This window comes from Streptomyces sp. NPDC002536 (genome assembly GCF_053594995.1).
The window spans coordinates 31621-46488 of sequence record NZ_JBSFWU010000029.1 but is presented as its reverse complement, the minus strand read 5'-3'; the positions used below and the strand labels follow the sequence as shown (position 1 = coordinate 46488).

Sequence of the window (14868 nt, the reverse complement as noted above, 5' to 3'; positions counted from 1 at the left end):
GGCCCTCACCTTCTCGTCTGTCGTGTCTGCCGTGTCTGTGCGAGGAAGAGCAGGTCCGCGGCGACGCCGCGGGAGCCGCGGCCTTCGGGCTCGTAGTAGTGGTCGATGCGCGCGGTCGCTGTCGTAACGGCGGTGGCCCGGGCGGCCTCGGCCGTCTGCGCGAGCAGCCGGTCGAGCTTGGACAGCGGCAGCACGGCCTCGGCCTCGCCGGCCTCGGCGAGGATGACGGGGACGCCGCCGTCGCGGGGGCCGACGACGCCGCCCTGGGCGAGCATCGGGATCTTCGGCAGATGGATGCCGAACTTCTTGCCGAGGATGTTGACGCTGATGCTGTTGAGGCCGTCGATGACCCAGTTGGCGAATCTGATCAGTCCGCTGATGGGGCCTTTGACGACACCGGCGACCGCCTGGAAGGCGGTCTGGAGGAAGCCGCCCATGCCGTGCAGGGCGCGCTCCATGGCGGAGCTGACTTTGCGGAACGCGCCGGGGAGGTGCTGGGCCACCCATGTGGCCACGGGTTTGACGACGTTGAAGACGCCCTTCCAGAAGCCGATGACGACCGTGAGATAGGCCGTGACGACGGGAACGATGACCATGAGGGCCGCATTGATCAACTGGCCGACCGTGGTGAAGACCTGCTCCATCAGCTGCTGACCGAGCTCGGAGTTCAGGGCGAACTCGACGATCTGCTCGGCGAACGGGGCGAGCAGGGTGATGAGGAGGACGAAGGGGTTCGCCTTCATCACCAGGTTGACGACGTTCATGACGCCGCCGGCGATTTTGAGGCTGCCGCCGAGCTTCCCGGCGAAGATGCCTGCCTTGCCGGCGCCTTTGCCGAGCAGGGTGAGGGACTTGGTGGTGGTGTCGGACTGCCGCTTGAAGTTTTTGAGGAGGCGGGCGGACTGCTGGGAGCCCGCCTTGGTCTTCAGGAGGCCGGAGTTGGCGGTGCCGGCTTGCTTGCCGAGGGCCTGCGCGGCGCGGCCTGCGGTGGTGGCGCCGGTTCCGAACTGCTTGACGCCGGTGCCTGCTTGCGTTGCCGACTGCTTGACGCGGTCGAGGACGCGGGAGGAGGAGGCGATGGCGCGCTGACTGGTCTGTACGGAGCGGGCGGCCTGGCCGAGTGCGGAACCGAAGTTGCGGAACGCACCGGCCGAGTTGGCGAGGGGATTACGGACGCGGGGGAGAGCTGCAGCGGCGGGCACGTGGCTCACCCACGGGCCTTGGCCAGGAACATCAGGGCCCGGGCGGTGTCCCTGGGGCTGCCGGCCTGGGTGGCGTAGTAGTTCTCGATGTGGAACCCGGCACCGGCGGACTGCCGGGCACCGGCCCCGGCGGCGGCGAGGCGTGCCTCTATGGCGGTACGCGTCAGCAGCCTGTCGAGCTTCGACAGCGGCATGACGGCCTCGGACTCCCCGGCCTCGGCGACGATCGCCGGTACGCCGCCGCTGCGCGGCGCGACGATGCCGCCCTCGGCGAGCATGGGGATGGACGGGATGTGCACGCCGAAGGTCTTGCCGCCGACGAAGGGCACCCAGCCCGGGATGGTGACGCTGATGCCGTTGAGGGCGCCGATGGCGCTGTTGATGAGGCTGATGACCCCGTTGATCGGGGCCTTGACGGCCCACAGGATGCCGTTGAAGACGGAGCCGGCGAAGGAGGACAGCCCGCCCCAGGCGCTGGAGAGTGCGCTGCTGACCGTGTGAAAGGCGTCGGGGATGGCCGACCCGATCCAGAGCGCGATCGGCAGGATCGCAGCCTTGATCCCGTTCCACACCTTGGAGATGAGGGCGCCGGTGGACTTCATCAGTGGCCCGATGGCCTTCATGACGGTGTTGACGACCTTGCCGATGACGTCGAAGGCGACCTTCATGATCTTCTGCATGGCCTTCGAGCGGGACGCCATCTCGACGACCTTCTCGATGAGCGGGGCGAGCAGCCCGAGCAACATCCCGATGACGTTGCCCTTCATGGACTTGTTGAGCCCTTTGACCCCGCCGTCGGCCTTCTTGAGCCCGCCCTGGAACTTCGTCATGGCGGGGCCGCCCCTGCCGGCCTCCTTGCCGACCTTGGCCACGGACTTGGCGGCCTGGTCGGCGGCGGTCTTCATGCCCTTGAGCTCTCGGGTGGACTGCTGGGCGGAGGTCTTGATCTTGCTGACGTTGGTGTTGGCGGTGCCGGCTTGACGGCCGAGGGTTCCGGCGGCGCGGCCGGCGGCGTCGATGGTGGTTCTGAAATTTCTGGCCGCGCCGCCGGCCCGGCCAAATGACTGCGTGAGAGACATGTGTCATCCAATGTGCTGGCGCTGAAGCCTTACAGCTCGCGTTCCAATTCCTTCAGTACGCGCTTGAAACCGTCGACATTCTTTGTGCTCCCTCCGGCCTGAACATCCATCTGCTGCATGGCTTTCAGGAACTCTCTCGCCACCTTTCTCGTCTGCTCGGCGCTTTGCTTTGCTCTGCTGGCACTCGCCTTCGCCTCGCGAGAACCAGTGGCAGCGATCTGCGTGTTTCTCTTGGCTGAGCTTGCCAGATTTTTGGCCACGTCGGCATCGCGTTTGGCCCGGGCAGCGTGTTCGATCGACTGCCTGGCATTTTTGTGCGCTGCGTCGGCGTCCTTCTTGGCGTTCTTTGCGTCTTCTCGTGCCGCGTGTGCGTCGTTCTTGATCTCCTGCAGCTCGGCCTTGGTTGCTGCCTCCTTCTGCTTTTCTTCCTCCTCCTTCTTCGTTGCCTTTGCCTTGAGCTTTCTTCCGTGGATCGCCTGCTGCAGGCTGAGGTTTTTGGCCATCTTCACCTCTTGGCCGGCGAACGTCAGGCCTTTTTCGTCCCACTTGAACAGGGACTGGTCGAACTTGAAAATCTGTCCGCCGAGGGCGGCGCCGCTGAAGTCGCCGGCCTTCACTGCTTGGAGTGATGCATCCTTGAAGAGCTCAGCCTTGATCTTTGGCAGCTCGGCAGCCAGTTCTGATCGCGCGGCGTCCCGAGCCGCTTGCGCCACTCTCGGGTCTTCGCTCGCGAGATGTTCAGGTTCTGGCATATCCAACCCTCTCGTCTATTGCGGAATCACTTGGCGATCAGAATCCCCGTCGCCAGGGAGAGGAAAAGTGCACTCATGGTGAGTGCGCCTATCCATGATGTGCGGAGCTCGCTGCCCAGGTCCATGGTGATGGCGGCCTGCGACGGCTTCTTCGGGTCGAAAATGACCTCCGTCGTATCGGATACTTCGAATACCTTCACCGACCAGAATTCCGATGACACGGTGAAGATTTGGCCGTCCGGGGTTGAATATTCGAAAATCGACGCAACGGAACCTTCTCCCCACTGATGGTGGGTGCATACCCCTTCGGTTTTCATGCCGCTTCTTCGTAGACGGGAAAGTCGGAAGACGCTCCGGTAGAACATCATGGCCAGAAGCAGCAAGATGCCGAATATGAAGAGAGCTATGATTACCCCACCCATTACCATTCCTTTGTTGCGGATGGGGCCTTCGGCCCATCCTGATCCACCGTCAGATATGACCAACAGTAGGGCATGGTGCTGAAATGGCGGGACGGGCTGGCGCGGTGGCTTGTGCCACTTGCTGCTAACCGAAGAAGGCAGTCAGCTGGCTCGGAGTCGGCTGTTCCGGCAGTGGGGTGGCACTTTCGGAGTCGTATGCGACAGCGGGTGCCATGTCCGACGACAGCGGCCTCGGCACCGGCTCCGGGTAGTCCAACGGCTCGGCGTCCTCGCCGCTGTTGACCGTCGCCGTCATCCAGTTGGCGACAGCCAAATGGTCAACTGCCGCCGCCAGCAGGTGCGTCCCCGCATCCCACTCCACGGCCTCGCCGTGGAGGTCCCGGTTCACCGCACTGTCCCGCGGCATGTGCTTGACCAGCACCATCAGCCGCCGCGAAGACAGCGCCCCCCGGTGCCAGTCCAGCAAGTCGACGCCATAGTGCCGCAGCAGATCGGCTTCGAGAGCCTCGGCGTGTTCTTCTGCGAACGCGTCGAGGCTCAGTCTTCCCCCAGGCCGAGCCCGGTCTCCTTGCCGTACGCCTCCAGGATCGCGGCGATGTCCTGCATCGTCACGTCGTGCTCGACGAAGCGCGCGAACTGCTTCTCGCCCAGCAGCAGGCCCAACAGCCCGTCCACGTCGTTGTCGTCGAGCTCGCGCAGGGCGCGCGCCGTGCGGTGACCGATCTCCGTGGGGAGTTCGAAGGCGTCGCCGTCCAACGAGAAGGACCACGAACGGCCGTGGGCCTCCAGGCGCTGGGCGCGGGCCGCGTTGACGTCGAAAGCGGGCATGGAACTGCTCCTTGAGGTGAGGGGGAGAGGGAAAAGGGGCGCCGCCCCGGGACAGGGAAGGGCGGCGCCCCGGTTCGGGGGGAGGGGGGAAGTACGGGCGGTTACTTGCCGGCCGGCGCCGCCGCCGGCGCGAACGCCTTGTCCTTCATCAGCCACGTCGCCAGCGCCGCACCCGGCTTCGGTGCCATCGCCGTGAAGGTGACGCCGAGCTTGACCGCGCCCTTGCGGTTGAGGTCCATGTCGTCGCTGACGGTCACCAGACCGCGCGGCACGACGAAGCGGTAGCGGACGTCCGCGCCGTCGCTGAACTCGACGCCCAGCGCGCGTTCGTCCTCGCCCTGGTCGCTGTGGATCTCGTACTTGAAGAGGCCCGAGTTCGGGGCCGTCTCGACGACCTCGCCGCCGCCGAAGAAGAACGGCAGCGTGTCCTCGTTCAGCTGCAGCATGCCGAACTTCAGGGTCAGCTCGCGCTCGGTGTAGATCGTGCGGGCCGGGGTCAGCGACTGCCAGGTGTCGATGTTGGCGGTCTTGCCCTTGCGGCCGAACTTCACGCCGTCGGTGCTCGTGTAGCCCAGGTCGTGCCAGGCGGCACCCCACTCGGTGGTGGTGTCGGCGGGGGCGTCGGTGCCGACCTTGGCGATCAGGATGCGGCCGGTGCCGGCAACGCGGATCTCGCTCGGGTTCATTCCGGACATGAGGACTCCTAGGAGGGAGGAAAGGGGAAGGGGGTACGCGTCACGCCGGGCGGAGGGAGAAGCGCACCGTCGTGAGGTAGCGGTTGCCGGCCGGCCGGTTGTAGTCCGGCAGCCAGCGCACGGCCTCCGTCTCGACGACGTCGGTCACGACGGCCGTCCCGTGGACGGTGCCGCGGAGCTGGAGCAGCGCTGCGCGCATGGCGAGGGAGACGGCGTGCGCGGTGGTCTTGTCGGGGCCGTACACCTCCAACTCGACGAGCGGCGTGTCGAGATGAAGGTCGTCCACCCAGGCACCGCCGGTCCGGGAGACCAGCACGACCTTCTGCGTACCGTCGAATCCGGTCGGCGGACGGTTGTCGACCACGACGCCCGCGAGCTCCGGCCGGTACTTGAGGTTGTCGACGATGAGGCGTTCCACATCGGGGAACGACAGCAGTGCCTCGCTCATCGGCGTCACCGCGGCCAGTAGTTGGCCTGGACCTCGGCGTAGGTGAGGGTGGGGTCGACGTCGCCGTTGATGATCTCGATGGTCCAGACGACGCGGTTGCCGGGGTCGCAGACGGCGCCGGCACGGGTCTGGGTGATGTAGGTGTTGCCGGTGGTACCGGGGTGCTCCTCGATGGGGCCTTCCTTGACGACCTCGCCCTTGGCGTTGATCTCGTTGAAACGGGTCTGGACGGTGAGGCCGGGGGCGACGTCCTTGAGGGTCGCGGCAGCCGTCGCGATGTAGTCGGAGTTGCCCGTGATGAAGGCGGGGTCCGCCTTGTCGGGGTGCTGGTCGCCGCCGTCGGAGTACTCGTCGATGAACGGGATCGCGGTGACCGTGTTCCGCTTCAGGACGAGAGCTGCCTTGCGGGCGAGGCTGACGCGCTTGGGGGCGTCGTCGTCGAAGTTCTTGTTGTAGAGCTCGGCGACGAGCTGGGCCGCGGCCTTCTCGTGCTTGGCGTAGTAGGTGGGGTACCCGCTGACCTGGACCGCCTGGGCGACCTCCCAAAGCTGGGTCGAGGTGAGGTAGCCGGCGCCGAACTTCGGCGGGCAGATCTTCTTCATCTCGGAGAAGAACTTCCAGGACGACCAATGGGGGTCCATACGCTGATCGAAGCTGCCCCACCATTCCTGCTGCTGGAAAAGGCCGACGCTCGTCCGGTCCCCGCCGGGGACGTTGTGCAGCGTGGACTCCTGCATCGCGGTGGCGACGCCGATGACACCGCCACGCGGGCCCAGGCCGGCCTTCAGTGCTTCATCAAGAATGGCCAGCGCATTGCTCTTCTGGTCGGGCTGGAAGGTCCATTCATCCTGCTTGTACGTGAGCGGGTAGGGCAGCAGGTCACTGACCGAAACCATGATGATTTCCTTTCGGAAGAAATACGAGTAAGGGGGTGCCCCCGCATGGCAGGCATGCAGGGGCACCCCCATTGCTCAGTCAGAAAATTCGCTGAGCCTTATCGCGGCCAGTAGTTGGCCTGGACCTCGGCGTAGGTCAGGGTCGGGTCGACGTCGCCGTTGATGATCTCGATCGTCCAGACGACACGGTTGCCCGGGTCGCAGACCGCGCCGGCACGGGTCTGGGTGATGTAGGTGTTGCCGCCGGTGCCCAGGTGCTCCTCGATCGGACCCTCCTTGACGGTCTCGCCCTTGGCGTTGATCTCGTTGAAGCGGGTCTGGATCGTCAGGCCGGGCTTGACGTCCTTGAGGGTGGCCGCGGCGGTGGCGATGTAGTCCGAGTTGCTGGAGATGAAGGCCGGGCCGCCCTTGTCGGGGTGCTGGTCGCCGCCGTCGGAGTACTCGTCGATGAACGAAATCTGGGTAACGGTGTTCCGCTTGAGAACGAGCTCGGTCTTGCGGGCAAGGCTGACGCGCTTCGGCATGTCGATGTCCTCTTCTTCCTTGTACTTGGGGTGGCCGTATCCGAAGATGCGGGGGTTGCTGCGGCTTCGGTTTTCGTGACGGTAAACGCCGTCACCGTTGGGCGAATCGCCGTTGTTGGTGTTGCCGCCGATGGTGGTGATGGTGCTGCCGTCGAAGGATTCGACGATTTCGGTGTGGTCCCCGCCGCCGGGGCCGTAGAACACGATGGCGCCGACGGACGGCGTGCTGCTCCACAGGCCGCGGTTCTTGAACCAGTCGACGCCTACTGCGCAGGATTCGTAGTGGGGAATGATGTCGTCGTTGCCCGACTTGGTGGCGCAGTACGAGACGAACATCGCACACCACGGCTGGTAGTTGTCGCCGTACCAACGGCCGAACATGTTGTCGTTGTTCGGCCCTTCCTTGTACCCGATGTGCTTGGCAGCCTCATCGAGCATTGCTTTGGCTGTATTGGCCATTTTTGAATGCGCCCTCCATAAGGGGCTGGGTGAGGGAAATTCGGCGCGCTGTCGCGCGCAGGCGGTCGAGCCGCACAGTCGTCTCCGGTCGGCCTTGCGGCCCGTCGCTGTCGACGGCGCCGCCGTGCAGGTGGCCCGGCGTACTGGTGGCCCAACGCCAAGCGGCGGACGCCGTGCCCGAGTTGGGGGCACAGCTCCGCCGCTGCATCTATTGTGAACGAGATCGTGCGCGAGCGCAACAAGAAGTTGCGGGACCGATCGAACGGGGTCGGTCAGTACCCCAACCGCAGCACCGCCTCGCGGATCTCCGCGATCTCCGCCTCGACGTCCCGGTACCAGTCCGTCACCTTGCGGCCCGGCTCCAGCTCCACCCGCCCCGCGTCCAGCTCCCGGAGCCGGTCCCCGGCCGTGTGGAGGCGGACTTCGAGGGCGAACTTGCCCTGGGCCGTGGGGCCCGCCCACGCGAGTTCGTTCGCGGCGGCGGCGACGGCCGCGTGGGCGCGGTCGCGGATGGGGGCGAGCTTGTCGCGGAGTTCGAGCATGTTCCGGTAGAGGTCGTGGAACGAGCTCATGAGGCCGGCCATCTCCTCCATGGTCTCCGCGCAGGAGGAGACGTGATCGGCGAAGTGCCCGGCCGCTTCGGTCAGTTCGAGGAGGTCTGCATCGGGCCGGTCGCCGTGCCAGGCGCGCCGCGCCTCCACGAAGGAGGCCATGCCCTCCTCGATCTCGTCCCACGCCTCCCGGTGACAGGCCAGCTGGGCCCGTGCGGACTTGGCCGGGAGGCCGTCCCCCTGGTCCAGCAGTTCTTCGATCATGGCGTAGGCGTCACGGAGCCTGTCGAAGACGTCCGCGATGCCCGCGTGCGTCTCGTCGGCTATGCGGAGGACTTCCGCCAGATCGGTCCGCGCCTCGGCGACGGCCGCTTCGTACTCCTGCGCGCGCTGCGCCCGCCTGCGTCCCCACATGGTGTCTCCCACCCCTTGTCCCTTTGGGTCCTTTGAGCCCCTTGGCCCCTCCTTTCCATGATCATGTGCGTGTTACGTTTTGTGTAGAAGTGGGGCCGAGTGCGGCCCGTGTCTGGAAACGACGTCCGGAAACAGCGTCCGGAAACGACGAAGGGTTCGCGCCGTGACCACGCCCAACACCCCTGCTGTGATCACCCTGACCAAGGCGGACGGGGCGGCCGACCTGGACGGCGTGACGAAGATGGGCGTCGGCGCCTCGTGGGACACCACGGCCGGCCTCGGCGGCGGGCTGATGGGCGCACTGCGCAAGGCCCGTGGCACTGACCTCGACGCGATCGCGATCCTCATGAGCGGCGACGACCCGGTCCGGTTCGCCGGTCTGGACGTGACCGACCCGCTGAAGAACGGCGGGATCACGCACTCCGGCGACAACCGGACGGGTCGCGGCGACGGCGACGACGAGCTCATCGAAGTCACCTTCGACAAGGTCCCGCCGCAGGTGACCTCCATCGTGTTCGTGTGCGCCGCCTTCAAGAAGGGCAGCGACTTCCAGCACGCCGCCAACATCTCCTTCAAGATCTACGACAGCACCGGCGGCAGCACGGCGCAGGTCGCCGACATCTGGCCGTCGCTGCTCGGCGCCGGCAACGCCATCGCCGTCGCGAAGGCGTACCGCGTCGGCGCCTCCTGGAAGCTGGAGGTCGTCAACGAGCGCGGCACCGTCCAGCAGGGCGACCGGGACAGCCTGCTCCGCTTCGCCATGGGAAAGTAGCGCGGCCTCGCAGGCCGCACCGCACAGGTGCGTGCGAACTTTCGGCTGACTGCCGGTCTGGCGACGGAGTGTCAGACCCTCGGGATAGATTAAGTGGGCGATCGCACACACTCCCGGGTATCTCGTACAGATGCACCGGACGAGTCTTGGCGGGGGCAAATCAGTCGGCGGATGGCACCTGGGGGTGGCATGAGCGATCAGGTCGGGATGTGCGGAGGGACCACTCAGTGAGCATGCGCAGCGAGCAGCTCGCGGATGTCGTGGCTGCCACGGTGGAAGTGGCCGCCGAGTCCGGGCAGTCCGGGGCCTTCACCGACGAGGTCGCCAAGGCGCTGACCTCGGTCGTGCAGAAGCTCGCCGGGAAGGCCGTCGACGCCGCCGAGGTCCGTGGCTTCGTCAGCGGGTGGCAGGAAGCGGTCGAGGTCATGCAGGAGAAGCGCACGGGCACGGCCGGTGCGCAGGTGTACCGCATGCCGTCGTGGGGTGCAGGAGCGCTGGAGAGCGGGCCTGCGGGGAAGGGCGACGAGTAGTCAGCCGTGCCGCAGCAGGCGCCTCTGCCGTAGTGCCTCGCGCACTGCGGGGGCGCCGCGTTCGGTGGCCGCGACGGCGGCCGATGTGTCGTACGGGTCCGGTGAGGCCACCGGTGGCCGGGCCGGGACCGGGATCCGCCGGGTCCGCTCGGGCAGCGGATCCGGCATCTTCCGCAGCAGCCGGTCCCGCGTGATCGCGGCGGGGGAGTGGATACGGTCCGGAAGTCCGGAGGTCAGCGCCTCGCGCAGCTCTTGCGGCGTAGCCCCGCGCGCCAGCCATTCGCTTGCCAGCGGGGCGAGTTGACGCACGTCCCGGCTGCTGAGCCGGAGCCGGGGGTCGCCGTGGACGGCGGCGGCCAGCGCCTGGGTGCCGCGGCGGTCGGGGTGGTGGGAGGTGTTCTCCCCGGTGTTGTTGTCCAGGGAACGGCCGACGGGCCGGGCGCCCGGCTCACCGACGGCCGGTTCCGGGGCGGTCGGCTGCCCCGTGTCCCTCACCGCAACGGCCTGTTCGGCGGTCAACGGAACGTTGGAGACGAGCTGCGACCGCGACCAGCGGCCTGCTCTGTCCTGGCGGCGCCAGTCGTGCAGGTACCCCTCGCCCGCCAACTCCCGCTTCGCGCGCAGGAATGCGGTCTTCTTGATCCCGGCCCGCTTTGCGGACTCGTACAGCGGCTCGTTCGCGCCCTCGGGGAGCGACAGCTGCCAGAGCAGGAGTCGGACGGCGTCCGAGGAGAGGCGCGGATGGCGGATGATCTCGTTGGGTACTTGGGAGAAGAAGCGGGTAGGGGCGATAACATGCCGGAACATCCCGGGGTCCTCCTAGGGGCAGACCTCGTGGGTGAAGACCCTCGCGCCGGGTGCAACCAGCGCGGGGGTCGTTTTGTTGGTGGCACCGTAGCGCACGGGGCGTGACTGGCGGGTCACGTATTGCAAGATGCGGGGCTTTCGGTGTACGGGAACCGGGCGTTGGGGCCGTGCGCGCCGATCGAGGTGAGGCTTGGTTCCTCATCCGGGAAACATTGAGAAACATGCACGTCCGGCCAGGGGCCTTGTCGCTACGGTGTCTTGAGCGCCCCGGTGATCACCGGGGTCGTCGAGCGGAGGGACTGCAGCCATGGCTCGGAAGCTCAGGATGCTGGGTACGACGTCCAAGGACGGGAAGTGCCCCACGCTGTACGAGGACCAGGAAACCGGTCAGATCCTGGTGCAGGGCAAGAAGGTGACGGACCCCGAGGACGTCGCTCAGCTCAAGGACGTGGCTCCGGACGAGACGTTCGTCGTCGTGCCCCGCGAACTGCTGACACGGTTCGCCCCCAAGGAGTGACGGAGTGACGGCGTTCATCGAGGACGAGAAGTTCGATCACTACTTTGGTGACGGTTTCCAGCACACGGCCTGGCGGCTGGAGACCCGACGTGCGTACGCCTCGGACACGGAGGGCGAAGAGTTCCAGCGGTTCCTCCGAGGCGAGGAGCCGGGCGAGGACCCTGATCGCACATGGTGCCGCAACATCCGCGAGCAGGTCTCCCAAGGCAAGCGCATCGAGCGTGTTCGACTCGTGGATGACCCGCCAACGTTGGGCCAGCGTTACCTGCTGGCGGTCGCCTGGACGAACGTCGAGGCCGGCGAGGACATCCGGGGGCTGCCGCGTACTCAGGCGGAGAGGCTCGGCCTGCCCATGTTCGACTTCTGGCTGTTCGACAGCCGGTTCGCGCTCAAGCTTCACTTCGATGACCAGGACGAATACCTCGGCGCGGAGCTGATCGAAGACGCGGCGGAAGTCCTCAGGTGCTGCCAAGTCCGTGATGCTGCCTGGCACTACGCCATGAAGTACGAGGAGTTCAGGGCCCGGGTACCTTCCACTGTGTGACGACCGATTTTCAGAGAGGCCGGGTAACCCTCGGCGTGCGGCTTCGTGAGCTGCGCACCGAGGCCGGCCTCACCGGTCGGGAGCTTGCCGCACGCTGTGGATGGCCTCACTCGAAGGTCTCCAAGCTCGAGAACGGGCGCCAGACCGCCACTTCAGCAGATCTTGAGGCGTGGGCTCATGCGGTCGACCGTGAGGACGCCACAAGTGAACTGATCGGACGGTTGCGGGGACTTGAGACTCAGTACCGCTCCTGGAGAAGGCAGCTCGCAGCCGGTCACCGGGCGGTGCAGGAAGCTGCGGGGCTCGAGGAGAAACAGACCAGAGCCATCCGAGGCTTCGAGTCGGGCATTGTCCCTGGGCTTTTCCAGACTCCGGACTACGCGCGGTGTGTCCTGACGCGCTACGCGGCTTTGCACGGTGTGTCCAGCGACATCGAAGAGGGCGTCCAAGCCCGCCTGGCCAGACAGGCCATCCTCAAGGAACGAGGGCGCTCGATCCGCTTCATCATGTGGGAAGGCGCTCTCCGGATGAGGCTCTGTCTGCCCGAGATCTTGCTGGCACAGCTTGAGCACTTGGTCCGCATGCTTCGTACTGACACGGTTTCCCTTGGCATCATTCCGTTCGAGGCGGAGGTGCGTGTAGCGCCTGATGTCGGGTTCTGGATTCACGACGAGAGGCTTGTCGTGACAGAGATCTGGAACGCGGAGATCTGGCTGGACGGTGCGGATGACGTTGCCCTTTACACCAAGGTGTGGGACACCCTCGACGAAGCTGCCGTCTACGGGGCCGATGCGCACCGTCTGATCGCACGGGCCCAGCGGGCGCTCGACGTGCCACCGCAAAAGAAACACCGAGAAACACGCGCTGTGCAGTGAACTGGCTTTATTTACCTTGTTGTTCATGGAACTCCAAAGGCAAAAGAAGGCAGCGCCGCCCTCCCGGAGCCCCCGGAAGCGGCACGTCGCGCCTGTTGACCGCACAGGAGCCACCCCGATCGACGGGCGGCTGAACATGGACGCCCCCGCCAGCCGTTGGCTCCTTTCCAGGGAGACGCACCCCTACCTGGCCCGGGAAGCATGGATGCGCGACACCGTCGCCGTCCTGCAGGCCGGCCTGCACTTCGATGCGGTCCTGCTGCCCGCCCACGTCGTGCACCGACTCACCGGTACCAGTGAAATGGCCGCCGTCGAGCGCGTTTTCCGCGTGGCCGGCATCGACGGTGCCGTCATCGTCGACCGGCCGACTCGCGGCTACACCGTGCTCGTACCGCCGGGCACGAGCACCACGTGGCACGTGCCCGGCATCGACTGCCTGGGCAAGGACCATCCGCGCGGCTACGTCCGCGTACCCGCCCCGCACCGGGCCGAGCCGCCCGGTGCGTACTGGCTGCTCACGCCACCGGACGACGGTGAAGGGCTGTGCGACCCGAACGTCCTGCGCAGGCTGATCGGTCCGGAGCAGTGAAGTCGGCAGCGGCGACCGGCTGGTGTGCGTGGCACAAGGGAGTGACGTCACAGCCCGTCGCGGTCGCCGTGGTCTACGGGGACCAAGTGGCGGCGAGAGTGCACGCCTGCCCGAGCTGCATGGCCCGTTACGGGCTCACGTCACTCGATGGGCACGACGCAAGGGAGACGGACGGGCCGCGCAATCGAAAGAAGCCGTGAGCCGGGGCCGTCATGAGCGGGCGCTTCCGACAGCGGAAACCCTCACTCCTGGGTCCGGGGATTCGGGGTTTCCGCTGTCGGAAGCGGCCCCCCGGCCGCGCCGGTGTGGAGGACTTCGCGGGCCTGGTCCGCGGCGCGGGCGATGCTCTCGGAGACGAACTCGAGGAAGCGGGTGATGTTTTCGAGACGGACGGCGGCCGGGGTGCCGGGGACGAGGATGCCGACGCCCTGGCGTGCGATTTCGGCGACGTGGGCGGTGCCGCGGGCGCTGGCCATCATGGACTGGTACCAGACGTCGTCGTCGACGACGTAGCGCTCACGACGGCGTTCGTCGCGTTCCCGGCGGACGAGGCCCTGCTCCTCCAGGTACGTGACCGCCTTGGAGACGGACGACGGGCTGACCTGGAGGTGCCGGGCGAGTTCGGAGGCGGTGAGGCTGCCCGTGTCGGTGGTGCAGAGGCAGGCCAGCACCCGGGCCATCATCTTGGGCGTGCCCGATTGCATGAGGACGGTGGTGAACGTGTCCTCGTAGGCGCGTACCGCCTCGGCGTCGCGCCCGTGGGCCTGAGGGGCGTTCTCCGGCCCTCGGGGGGCGGTCTGCCCGCGGCGTTGGGCGCGGCGTTCGGTGGCGCGGTGGGCGAGGTCGGCGCGGTAGGCGGTGGGGCCGCCGTTGCGCATCACCTCGCGCGTGACGGTCGACGTCGGGCGCTCCAGGCGTCTGGCGATCTCCGCATAGGCGAGGCCGTCGGCCAGCCCCAGTGCGATCTGCTGGCGTTCGGGCTGGGTGAGTCTGCCTCCCGGCATCGCGGCCTCCTTCGTACGTGATCCATGCGGGGCTCCAGCGTAGCGTTCAGCCCCGATTCATTGCAACGATGGGAGTGGCTTCGTTGCATTCTATCCAGGCCTGTTGCAACGAATTGCGTGCTGCGACCTGCATTGATGGTGGTTTAACGCAACGAGTGCGTTGCCAGATCAGCGAACGCAACGTAGCTTTTCCCAAGTCAGAAACGACGGGCCGACGGAGTGCCCGCCGCCGAAGAAGGAGAAAAGCGATGCGCACGTTCGACACCCCCGCCCCGATTGCCGCCGTCCTGGACGTCCCCGCCGGCCGCATGCAGTTCATCGCCGCCGACCGCGCCGACACCACTGTCGAGATCCGGCCCGCCAACCCCTCCAAGAGCCGCGACATCCAGACTGCCGAGCAGACCGTCGTCACCTGCACCGACGGCGTCCTGCGGATCCACACTCCCGAGCCCAAGAACCAGCTCCTCGGCCCCGGTTCCATCGAGGTAACCGTCCAGCTGCCCGCCGGGTCCCGTGTCGAGGCCCGGACCGCCGGTTGCGAGCTGCGCGGTGTCGGCCGTCTCGGCGACGTCACCTTCGACGGTGCCTACCGCCAGATCAAGATCGACGAGGCCGCGAGCCTCCGCCTCACCGCGGTCGACGGCGACGTCGAGGTCGGCCGGCTGGGCGGCCCCGCCCGGATCAGTACTGCATGCGGCGACATCCGCATCACCGAGGCGGTGCGCGGCACGGTCGAGCTCCACACCCAGTCCGGCAACATCGCCGTCGGCGCCGCCGCCGGCGTCTCCGCCTCCCTCGACGCCGGCACCGGCTACGGCCGCATCAGCAACGCCCTCAGGAGCGACGGCACCGCCGAACTCCAGATCCGCGCCACCACCTCGAACGGCGACATCACCGCCCACAGCCTGTAGAACGCGCAACCCTCTCATCTGCTCCTGAGCCGGCCGAACTCCCCATCGT

20 protein-coding genes are annotated in these 14868 nt (G+C 66.9%); 7 read left to right on the top strand and 13 right to left on the bottom strand.

Going from position 1 to position 14868, the window contains the following annotated elements; genetic code table 11:
* Positions 1-5: 5 nt before the first annotated feature.
* The 11 genes from ACWD4B_RS13730 to ACWD4B_RS13680 all read right to left on the bottom strand — a co-directional run bounded on the left by ACWD4B_RS13730 (position 6) and on the right by ACWD4B_RS13680 (position 8270).
* Positions 6-1211, bottom strand: a complete 1206-nt coding sequence (locus ACWD4B_RS13730) for a hypothetical protein (RefSeq protein ID WP_451420920.1) — start codon at positions 1209-1211, stop codon at positions 6-8.
* A complete protein-coding gene (locus ACWD4B_RS13725; protein ID WP_451420919.1) occupies positions 1208-2281 on the bottom strand; it encodes a phage tail protein in 1074 nt (357 codons plus the stop codon). Before ACWD4B_RS13725 ends, ACWD4B_RS13730 begins: the two co-directional genes overlap by 4 nt.
* A 29-nt stretch (positions 2282-2310) precedes the next feature.
* Positions 2311-3033: a hypothetical protein gene (locus ACWD4B_RS13720; RefSeq protein ID WP_451420918.1), complete on the bottom strand. Its 723-nt coding sequence runs from the start codon at positions 3031-3033 to the stop codon at positions 2311-2313.
* Positions 3034-3059: 26 nt separating this feature from the next.
* Positions 3060-3416 (bottom strand): DUF3592 domain-containing protein, encoded by a 357-nt coding sequence (locus ACWD4B_RS13715; protein ID WP_451420917.1) that lies wholly within the window; start codon positions 3414-3416, stop codon positions 3060-3062.
* Positions 3417-3579: 163 nt separating this feature from the next.
* A complete protein-coding gene (locus ACWD4B_RS13710) occupies positions 3580-3879 on the bottom strand; it encodes a hypothetical protein (RefSeq protein WP_451420942.1) in 300 nt (99 codons plus the stop codon).
* A 113-nt stretch (positions 3880-3992) separates the two neighbouring features.
* Positions 3993-4283 (bottom strand): hypothetical protein, encoded by a 291-nt coding sequence (locus ACWD4B_RS13705; protein WP_451420916.1) that lies wholly within the window; start codon positions 4281-4283, stop codon positions 3993-3995.
* 101 nt (positions 4284-4384) lie between these two features.
* Positions 4385-4978, bottom strand: a complete 594-nt coding sequence (locus ACWD4B_RS13700; protein ID WP_336413057.1) for a phage tail tube protein — start codon at positions 4976-4978, stop codon at positions 4385-4387.
* A 40-nt stretch (positions 4979-5018) separates the two neighbouring features.
* On the bottom strand, positions 5019-5426 hold the full coding sequence (locus ACWD4B_RS13695; RefSeq protein WP_451420915.1) for a hypothetical protein: 408 nt from the start codon (positions 5424-5426) through the stop codon (positions 5019-5021).
* 5 nt (positions 5427-5431) lie between these two features.
* Entirely contained in the window at positions 5432-6322 is an 891-nt protein-coding gene (locus ACWD4B_RS13690) for a hypothetical protein (protein WP_451420914.1), read from the bottom strand.
* Between the two features lie 98 nt (positions 6323-6420).
* Complete coding sequence (locus ACWD4B_RS13685) at positions 6421-7284, bottom strand: CHAP domain-containing protein (protein WP_451420913.1); 864 nt, start codon at positions 7282-7284, stop codon at positions 6421-6423.
* 293 nt (positions 7285-7577) lie between these two features.
* On the bottom strand, positions 7578-8270 hold the full coding sequence (locus ACWD4B_RS13680; RefSeq protein WP_451420912.1) for a hypothetical protein: 693 nt from the start codon (positions 8268-8270) through the stop codon (positions 7578-7580).
* Between the two features lie 187 nt (positions 8271-8457).
* Here ACWD4B_RS13680 and ACWD4B_RS13675 point away from each other — a divergent pair, with 187 nt between their 5' ends.
* Together ACWD4B_RS13675 and ACWD4B_RS13670 are read left to right on the top strand one after the other, a co-directional pair.
* Entirely contained in the window at positions 8458-9042 is a 585-nt protein-coding gene (locus ACWD4B_RS13675) for a TerD family protein (protein WP_451420941.1), read from the top strand.
* Positions 9043-9275: 233 nt separating this feature from the next.
* Positions 9276-9572, top strand: coding sequence for a hypothetical protein (locus ACWD4B_RS13670; protein WP_336413198.1), 297 nt, complete (start codon positions 9276-9278; stop codon positions 9570-9572).
* Here the strand turns inward: ACWD4B_RS13670 and ACWD4B_RS13665 are convergent, their stop codons facing one another.
* Positions 9573-10379: a hypothetical protein gene (locus ACWD4B_RS13665; RefSeq protein ID WP_451420911.1), complete on the bottom strand. Its 807-nt coding sequence runs from the start codon at positions 10377-10379 to the stop codon at positions 9573-9575.
* A gap of 307 nt (positions 10380-10686) precedes the next feature.
* On the opposite strand from ACWD4B_RS13665, the gene ACWD4B_RS13660 reads away from it, so the two are divergent.
* The 4 genes from ACWD4B_RS13660 to ACWD4B_RS13645 all read left to right on the top strand — a co-directional run bounded on the left by ACWD4B_RS13660 (position 10687) and on the right by ACWD4B_RS13645 (position 12904).
* Positions 10687-10896 carry a hypothetical protein gene (locus ACWD4B_RS13660; RefSeq protein ID WP_451420910.1) on the top strand — a complete coding sequence of 70 codons (210 nt, stop codon included), beginning with the start codon at positions 10687-10689 and terminating at the stop codon, positions 10894-10896.
* Between the two features lie 4 nt (positions 10897-10900).
* Positions 10901-11440: a DUF6879 family protein gene (locus ACWD4B_RS13655; protein ID WP_451420909.1), complete on the top strand. Its 540-nt coding sequence runs from the start codon at positions 10901-10903 to the stop codon at positions 11438-11440.
* Positions 11437-12315, top strand: coding sequence for a helix-turn-helix domain-containing protein (locus ACWD4B_RS13650; RefSeq protein ID WP_451420908.1), 879 nt, complete (start codon positions 11437-11439; stop codon positions 12313-12315). The genes ACWD4B_RS13655 and ACWD4B_RS13650 overlap by 4 nt, the downstream gene beginning before the upstream one ends.
* Positions 12316-12520: 205 nt before the next feature.
* On the top strand, positions 12521-12904 hold the full coding sequence (locus tag ACWD4B_RS13645) for a hypothetical protein (protein WP_451420907.1): 384 nt from the start codon (positions 12521-12523) through the stop codon (positions 12902-12904).
* Between the two features lie 242 nt (positions 12905-13146).
* Here ACWD4B_RS13645 and ACWD4B_RS13640 read toward each other — a convergent pair whose 3' ends face one another.
* The gene (locus ACWD4B_RS13640; protein ID WP_451420906.1) at positions 13147-13908 is read right to left on the bottom strand and encodes a helix-turn-helix domain-containing protein; all 762 of its coding nucleotides are present in this window, start codon (positions 13906-13908) and stop codon (positions 13147-13149) included.
* A 248-nt stretch (positions 13909-14156) separates the two neighbouring features.
* On the opposite strand from ACWD4B_RS13640, the gene ACWD4B_RS13635 reads away from it, so the two are divergent.
* Complete coding sequence (locus tag ACWD4B_RS13635; RefSeq protein WP_451420905.1) at positions 14157-14819, top strand: DUF4097 family beta strand repeat-containing protein; 663 nt, start codon at positions 14157-14159, stop codon at positions 14817-14819.
* Positions 14820-14868: the final 49 nt, after the last annotated feature.

Excerpts from the sequence above, each read along its gene's own strand:
- ACWD4B_RS13645 (WP_451420907.1), top strand. The coding sequence starts at position 12,521 with ATGCGCGACACCGTCGCCGTCCTGCAGGCCGGCCTGCACTTCGATGCG.
- ACWD4B_RS13670 (WP_336413198.1), top strand. The coding sequence starts at position 9,276 with ATGCGCAGCGAGCAGCTCGCGGATGTCGTGGCTGCCACGGTGGAAGTG.
- ACWD4B_RS13660 (WP_451420910.1), top strand. The coding sequence starts at position 10,687 with ATGGCTCGGAAGCTCAGGATGCTGGGTACGACGTCCAAGGACGGGAAG.
- ACWD4B_RS13665 (WP_451420911.1), bottom strand. The coding sequence starts at position 10,379 with ATGTTCCGGCATGTTATCGCCCCTACCCGCTTCTTCTCCCAAGTACCC.
- ACWD4B_RS13710 (WP_451420942.1), bottom strand. The coding sequence starts at position 3,879 with ATGGTGCTGGTCAAGCACATGCCGCGGGACAGTGCGGTGAACCGGGAC.
- ACWD4B_RS13725 (WP_451420919.1), bottom strand. The coding sequence starts at position 2,281 with ATGTCTCTCACGCAGTCATTTGGCCGGGCCGGCGGCGCGGCCAGAAAT.
- ACWD4B_RS13705 (WP_451420916.1), bottom strand. The coding sequence starts at position 4,283 with ATGCCCGCTTTCGACGTCAACGCGGCCCGCGCCCAGCGCCTGGAGGCC.
- ACWD4B_RS13700 (WP_336413057.1), bottom strand. The coding sequence starts at position 4,978 with ATGTCCGGAATGAACCCGAGCGAGATCCGCGTTGCCGGCACCGGCCGC.
- ACWD4B_RS13690 (WP_451420914.1), bottom strand. The coding sequence starts at position 6,322 with ATGGTTTCGGTCAGTGACCTGCTGCCCTACCCGCTCACGTACAAGCAG.
- ACWD4B_RS13685 (WP_451420913.1), bottom strand. The coding sequence starts at position 7,284 with ATGCTCGATGAGGCTGCCAAGCACATCGGGTACAAGGAAGGGCCGAAC.
- ACWD4B_RS13640 (WP_451420906.1), bottom strand. The coding sequence starts at position 13,908 with ATGCCGGGAGGCAGACTCACCCAGCCCGAACGCCAGCAGATCGCACTG.
- ACWD4B_RS13680 (WP_451420912.1), bottom strand. The coding sequence starts at position 8,270 with ATGTGGGGACGCAGGCGGGCGCAGCGCGCGCAGGAGTACGAAGCGGCC.
- ACWD4B_RS13635 (WP_451420905.1), top strand. The coding sequence starts at position 14,157 with ATGCGCACGTTCGACACCCCCGCCCCGATTGCCGCCGTCCTGGACGTC.
- ACWD4B_RS13720 (WP_451420918.1), bottom strand. The coding sequence starts at position 3,033 with ATGCCAGAACCTGAACATCTCGCGAGCGAAGACCCGAGAGTGGCGCAA.
- ACWD4B_RS13695 (WP_451420915.1), bottom strand. The coding sequence starts at position 5,426 with ATGAGCGAGGCACTGCTGTCGTTCCCCGATGTGGAACGCCTCATCGTC.